The sequence below is a fragment of the Dietzia sp. KRD202 genome (assembly GCF_017168155.1).
GTDB classification, from domain to species: domain Bacteria; phylum Actinomycetota; class Actinomycetes; order Mycobacteriales; family Mycobacteriaceae; genus Dietzia; species Dietzia kunjamensis.
Genome location: NZ_JABFAN010000008.1, coordinates 63,871 through 70,124, shown reverse-complemented (window position 1 = coordinate 70,124; position 6,254 = coordinate 63,871). Strand labels below are relative to the sequence as shown.

Below are 6,254 nucleotides of genomic sequence, written 5' to 3'. Positions count from 1 at the left end.
TGCGGGGGCTGCGGGGGCTGCGGGGGCTGCCTCCTCGACTAGAACCAGACGCCAACCAGCAACTCGAGCGACCGGTTCCGCACCGCGGGGTCGTAGGCGTGGATCACGGTTATGAACTCGTCGGCGCCGGTGCGGTCGACGAACTCCTCGAGCTGCGCCCTGTCCGTGTCTGCCGCGCCGCCCGCGCTGATGTCGATCAGTCCTGAGTTCCACAAGTTGACGGCGATCCGTGGCTGCCGCGGTAGATCGTCGCTGTTCACGGGTTCGCTGGTGATCGTTCTGGGGTACTAACGCGATCGGTAGATTGGGGTTGGTGGGCCTGTATGTGCGGAAAGTCCCGACCGCGTCGGGCGCGACTGGCGTGCAGATCGCCAGGAAGTTCCGCGGCAAGCGGGAGATCGTCGAGCACATCGGCTCTGCCCACACGCCTGCCGAGTTGGCGGCATTGGTGGCGATCGCGAAACAGCGCATCCAAGGCGATCAAGAAGCGCTCGACCTCGGATTGGAGGACAGTCCTGCGGCGGTGATCGAGGTGCCGGCGGCCTCGTCTGCTGTGGTGCAACGCTCCTCGTCTCGGGTCTTGTTGCAGGCACTGGAAGGCACCTACCGCCGGCTCGGCTTCGATGCCATCGACGATCCGGTCTTCGCCGACTTGGTCGTGGCGCGACTGGTGGAGCCGACGAGCAAAGTCGACTCCATCCGAGTCCTGCAGCAGCTCGGCCGCGATCCCGTGCACGTCAACACGCCGTACAACTGCCTGCGGCGCGTGGTGGACCGCGACTACCGCACCCTCCTGGCGACCGCCTGCTGGAAGCATGTCACGGGCGCCGGTGGGCCTGGCGTAGCGCTGGTGTTGTACGACCTGACCACGTTGTACTTCGAGGCCGAGAAAGAGGACGGCCTGCGCAAAGTCGGCATGAGCAAGGAACGCCGCGTCGACCCACAGATCACCGTCGGTCTTCTGGTGGCCCGCGACGGGTTTCCGCTGGATATCCACGTGTTCGAGGGCAACAAGGCCGAGACCAAGACGTTGATCCCGGTCATCACCGCCTTCCAGCAGCGCCACCATGTCGCCGACATGGTCGTGGTCGCCGACGCCGGCATGCTCTCGGCGGCCAACCTCAACGCCCTGGAGGACGCCGGGCTGTCGTTCATCGTCGCATCCCGCACCTCGAAGGCACCGAAGGAGCTCGAGGACCACTTCGGCCTCCGCGGCAACGCCATCAAAGACGACGAAGTTGTGGAGCTGACCCGCCCGATGGGCCAAGGCAGCGATCGGCGCGACCGCAGGGTGGTGTGGCACTACAAGTGGCAGCGCGCCCAACGCGATTACCGCACGCTCAACGCGCAGATCAACCGTGCGCAGCGGGTCGCTGACCGGGCAGAGCCGCTCAAGAAGCAGCGGTTCGTCAAAGTCACCGGCCAGACCGTCGCCCTGGACGAGGCGTCGATCGAGCGGGCCCGCCAGTCGGCGGGCTACAAGGGGTTTGTCACCAACATCGCCCCAGCCGCGATGGATGGTCATGCCGTCGTGGCGGCGTATCACGACCTGTGGAAGGTCGAGCAGTCCTTTCGTATGGCCAAGTCGGATTTGAAGGCGCGGCCGGTCTTCCACCGCACGCGCGACTCGATCGAAGCGCATCTCACAGTGGTCTTTGCCGCTCTCGCGGTGGCCCGCCACCTTCAGCACCAGACCGGGACAACGATCAAGAGGATCGTCCAGACCCTTCAACCACTGCGAACGGTCGTCGTCACCGTCGGCGACCAGGAACTCATCGCCGAACCCGCAATCGATGACGCCGCCAGAGACCTCATCCACGCCATCAACGCAGGGCACTAAAAGTTGTGGAACTCAGGTCAGTGGGCCGGTCGCGTCGGCGACAGGCGGGGTCGACGGGCGGCTGGATCTTGCGGCTGCGCCCGGCGCGGAGGTCGAGGAACATCCGCTGCAGCGTGGCGAACTCGATCTGAGCATCCGCGTGTCTGTCGGCGACGACCACGTTGAGCCCCGCCATAACCGGCTCTTCCGGATCCGGAGTGCGTAGCGGGGATGCTGCGGTGATGCTGCGGTGATGCGGTGAGGCACAAGATGTAGGGGTCCTGGGGGTGTGAGGATTGCGGTTCCTACACCTGCACCCAGAACCACCCAGGACCCGCTTTGAACGCTACCGCCAGCCTGCTTGCCGACACCATCTGCCGCACCGTCGAGCTCGGGGTGACGATCACCGACGCCGCGGTGGCCGACGAGTTCACGCACCTGTTCTGCTCCCCGGTCACGCTGGACCCGGTGTGCGCCGACTGCGGGACGGAGGGGAGGCTCCGTGACCACATCGAGCGGAAGGTGACCGATCTGCCGATCGTCGGCCATCCCACCACACTGCACGTACGCGTACCACGCTTCACCTGCGACAACACCGAGTGCGCTACGAGGATTTTCCAGCAGCGCATGCCTGATTTGGCCGAGCCGCGGGCCAAGACCACCCGCCGGTGCAGCCGCTGGATTCTGCAGCGCCTGGCGATCGACCGCACCAGCGTGTCCGCGGTCGCCAAGGCCCTCGGGCTGGGCTGGGATCTGGTCAACGACCTGGCGGTCTCCGAGACCCGCGCCATGGTCTACGACCAGCCCGGACACTTCGATGGCGTCCGCGTTCTCGGGGTCGATGAGCACAAATGGAAGCACGTCCGCGGCGACGGCAGCAGCTCGTTCACCCGCCGTCTTGGTGGACCTGACCCCGGTCGTGGACGGCACCGGCCCGTCTCGTCTGTTGGACATGATCCCCGGGCGCTCGGCGAAGGTCCTCATCGAGTGGCTCAACGCCCGCGACCAGGTGTTTCGAGATCGAGTCAAGGTGGTCACGATGGACGGGTTCGCCGGCTACCACTCCGCCGCCGCCAAGGCCGTGCCCGAAGCACGCACGGTGATGGACCCGTTCCACGTCGTGCATCTTGCCGCCGCCAAGCTCACCGTGTGCCGCCAACGGATCCAGCAGGCCACCACCGGACACCGGGGACGGACCGGCGATCCGCTGTACGGCATCCGCCGCACCCTGCGCACCCGCGCTGAGCTGCTTACCGACAAGCAGAAGGTCCGCTTGTTCAAGGCGTTCACCGCCAATGACGCGCACGCGGCGGTGGAGGTCACCTACGGCGTCTACCAGCGACTCATCGCCGCCTACGAGGCCTCGGGCAGGCGGGAGGGCAAGATCGCGATGTACAAGCTCCTCAAGTCGATCCGGGCCGGGGTGCCCAAGGAGTTGCCCGAGCTCGCCCAGCTGGGCCGGTCGCTATGGAAGCGCCGCCGCGAGATCCTCGCCTACTTCGACGTGGGCGCCTCCAACGGCCCCGTCGAGGCCATCAACGGCAGGCTCGAACACCTCCGCGGAATCGCCCTGGGCTTCCGGAACCTCAAGCACTACATCTTGCGGTCACTGATTCACTCCGGACAGCTGCGGGATCGGATCAATGCACTCTGAATCCGGAAGGGCCCCATAACCTGAGGAATCGCCGACGCCCATACCAACAAAGATCACACACCCGGATGCGAAATCACCGACACCTGTGCAACTCACGACTAAAAGGCGAACAGCGCACGTTTCACGGCTTAATAGGTTATTCGGAGTCAACCCTGACGTAGGCGCTTCGGAAGTGAGACTCTCGAACCGGCCACGAATTCCCATCTTCGTCAGTAACGACCCAGTCGCCCGCGCACGCCGTGGCGTCCCCCTCAGTTGTACGGACGGTTTCGGCCGCCTCCACCCGACGAGCTCGGACACGAGAAATTCGGCGCCACGTGTGGCCACTCAAGTGTTCGTGCGTCCTTCTGAATGCGCTGTCCTCAACAACTCGCTCACCGCCCGAATCATCACTCACGAGCCAAGCACCTGCCTTGCCTTCCATCGGCTCCCCAAGACCAGTCGTCCATTTGTGGTCCTGGGCCAACCGATGCGCGGAGACGGTTCCGACCCGCTCATATCTGTCCCCTACACTCATCGTCTTCCCTTGTGGCGTAGTAGCCGAGTTGGCGCAACTGAGCAAGTGTTTGCATAACGGTAAACTCCGTCTTGACGCGGTTCTCCTCAGACAGATCCTCCCAAGGCAACAAAGCCGGATGCTCATACCTTTTCTCGAACTCGGCAATGCGTCTCTGATTCGCATCCTTGCGAGCCGCGTCATCCATCTCCTCCATACTCGGCAGCGGGGCCCGTGGGGCAGGCGCCTTCCAAGCCGGACTCGAAGTCGTTCGTAGGTTACACCAGGACGCCGCTTCAGCCTTGGCAAGCTCTCGCAATTCTTCCGAAGAAAAGCCGAAAGTAGACTCGAAACTCTTCCTATCCTCAGCTATTCGAGAATCGTCCCAGCTAGGAAAAAATGGCCGACCTAGATCACGTCCGTTCGGAACCGCAGACCACGACCAACCAAGTTTCCTGACGCTATCGAACGTTGTGAGCGCGGCTCGGATATTGTCACGCTTGTAAAGAGCGGGAAGCTGCTCCCACGGAGCTTGTGCCGGCCGACGGAGGCTAGGGTCGTCCATTGCACGCCGAATTTTTGCCTCTTCACTCCGAAGGTACGCAGCGTGAAGAAGTTGCCCCATCCGATACCACCGCTCAATGGCCTGCGGCGCGAGACCGTCGGGAATTCCCAGGAATAGTCCGAACCGCTGCACCATCCTACCTTTCACAAACGAAACAGGAACGTTTAACCTATCGGAATATTCGAGCACATAAACTTCGGGGAACTCATCGGCGACTCGAGCGCCCAAAATTTCAGGACGATCGGTACATCCGTCGGTAATTACCACAAGATCGCTTTGCCCGGGATCCTTGTCCGAAGACTCGAGCGCCTTACGAATGTCGGCAACTGTCGGGTTGCTGCACACCGCATTGCACCCGAGCACGTCGCTGCCGAACATTCGTTGTCGGCGCTCATGATCCCAAACAAACTCGTCTGCATCAGGCGCAATTAGAGTAACGTCGATTTGAGGCGCTGGGAGACTTCTCATCCCGGATGCAGCGAGGAAACGGGCCTCACGAACTGACTGTGCCAACCAATCTAGCAAAGCCCACGTCAGCGGTGAACCGCCACAGATGACAGCCGATCTAATCGGCAGCAGTGACGAGTGCGAGTCGCGCTGACCTGAAGGACGGAAGTCAACTTCTTCGTCAGACCCCTCCGGCAGAAGCTGATTGGACGCTGTCCCCGCAGGATCACAAAACGGCCGCATGATCGTCTCGGCGGTAGCGGTGTACAACCCCACTACATCCAGTGCGACACCAGTCTCACCGAGATAATTCCTACGCCACCTCTCAGCTTCGGAAACATCATCGATGCGCACAACGAACCGTGGCAATGAACGACGCGGGTACCGCGATCGGAGCAATGCGCGACCGAGCTTCGGACCGCTTTCTTCAGTTGCTACATCGCCGGTAGACGCCGTCTCACGACCGTTGTCCGTCAACGCCAGGAACGTGGATAGACGAGCTATATTTGCCGTAGAGTCCGACGACACGAAGTACACCTGCGAAACACGCCACTTAGACACCTCGCGGCTTAACTCCTCATCGGAATCGATATCAGTGCGGACGACTTTCACGCCCACCGTCGCCAACTTCTGAACGCACGCGCGGTCAGGCGCACTAGTTAAAAGCACGACACTGGTGAGGTTCTGGTTCTTTCCATTAAAAATCGCGATCCGCGAAAGATATGGCAAAGTCTCGTCGTCGACCCCGATAAACACGACAACATCGGGCGCACGCCGAATTTCCCACGAGTCGATGGCAGACCGGAAAACTCGACTAGCGACGATCACAAACGCGGCTATCGTGGTCACGGAAGCGAAGACGCGGGCCAGTTCAATCCCGAGTGGAATCGGCGCCATACAAGGCCCAGAGGACCACTGGTCACTGAAGCTAAGGACGAACAGGCCGATCGTGTCCGCCAGCCCCGCCCATAACGCCGATCCCTCCTGACAACGAACGAACGCCGGGAAACTAAGGAGTACGCCAGTGGTGGCGAAGGCCGAGAGCCAGACCGTTCCGACGGTGGAGTGCTTTCTCACCTGCCACATGGCCGCGATGCGGGCTGAAATGTACGCCGTCACCGTTATCAGCACAGCTCCGGTAACGGTCGATAAGCCGAAGTGGGTACCGTTAATCGGTGTGGTCCGGGCTTCGAATATCGACCCCCATACAAGTAGCGTGAGTAGCGCAATCCAGACAGATACCGAAATTAGAAGACCCGCCGCAGACAGGACT

The 6,254-nt window shown here is 62.1% G+C and carries 4 protein-coding genes and 1 pseudogene; 2 read left to right on the top strand and 3 right to left on the bottom strand.

Annotated elements, in window-relative coordinates; genetic code table 11:
* Positions 1-38 precede the first annotated feature (38 nt).
* Positions 39-260: a hypothetical protein gene (locus J1M64_RS05820; RefSeq protein ID WP_206473399.1), complete on the bottom strand. Its 222-nt coding sequence runs from the start codon at positions 258-260 to the stop codon at positions 39-41.
* Positions 261-319: 59 nt separating this feature from the next.
* On the opposite strand from J1M64_RS05820, the gene J1M64_RS05815 reads away from it, so the two are divergent.
* Positions 320-1,840 (top strand): IS1634 family transposase, encoded by a 1,521-nt coding sequence (locus J1M64_RS05815; RefSeq protein WP_241261200.1) that lies wholly within the window; start codon positions 320-322, stop codon positions 1,838-1,840.
* Here the strand turns inward: J1M64_RS05815 and J1M64_RS05810 are convergent.
* On the bottom strand, positions 1,824-2,015 hold the full coding sequence (locus J1M64_RS05810) for a hypothetical protein (RefSeq protein ID WP_241261186.1): 192 nt from the start codon (positions 2,013-2,015) through the stop codon (positions 1,824-1,826). The genes J1M64_RS05815 and J1M64_RS05810 overlap by 17 nt on opposite strands.
* Before the next feature lie 143 nt (positions 2,016-2,158).
* On the opposite strand from J1M64_RS05810, the pseudogene J1M64_RS05805 reads away from it, so the two are divergent.
* A pseudogene (locus tag J1M64_RS05805) lies at positions 2,159-3,473 on the top strand (ISL3 family transposase).
* Between the two features lie 494 nt (positions 3,474-3,967).
* Here the strand turns inward: J1M64_RS05805 and J1M64_RS05800 are convergent.
* On the bottom strand, positions 3,968-6,100 hold the full coding sequence (locus tag J1M64_RS05800; protein WP_206473397.1) for a hypothetical protein: 2,133 nt from the start codon (positions 6,098-6,100) through the stop codon (positions 3,968-3,970).
* Between the last annotated feature and the right edge of the window lie 154 nt (positions 6,101-6,254).

Excerpts from the sequence above, each read along its gene's own strand:
- J1M64_RS05810 (WP_241261186.1), bottom strand. The coding sequence starts at position 2,015 with ATGGCGGGGCTCAACGTGGTCGTCGCCGACAGACACGCGGATGCTCAG.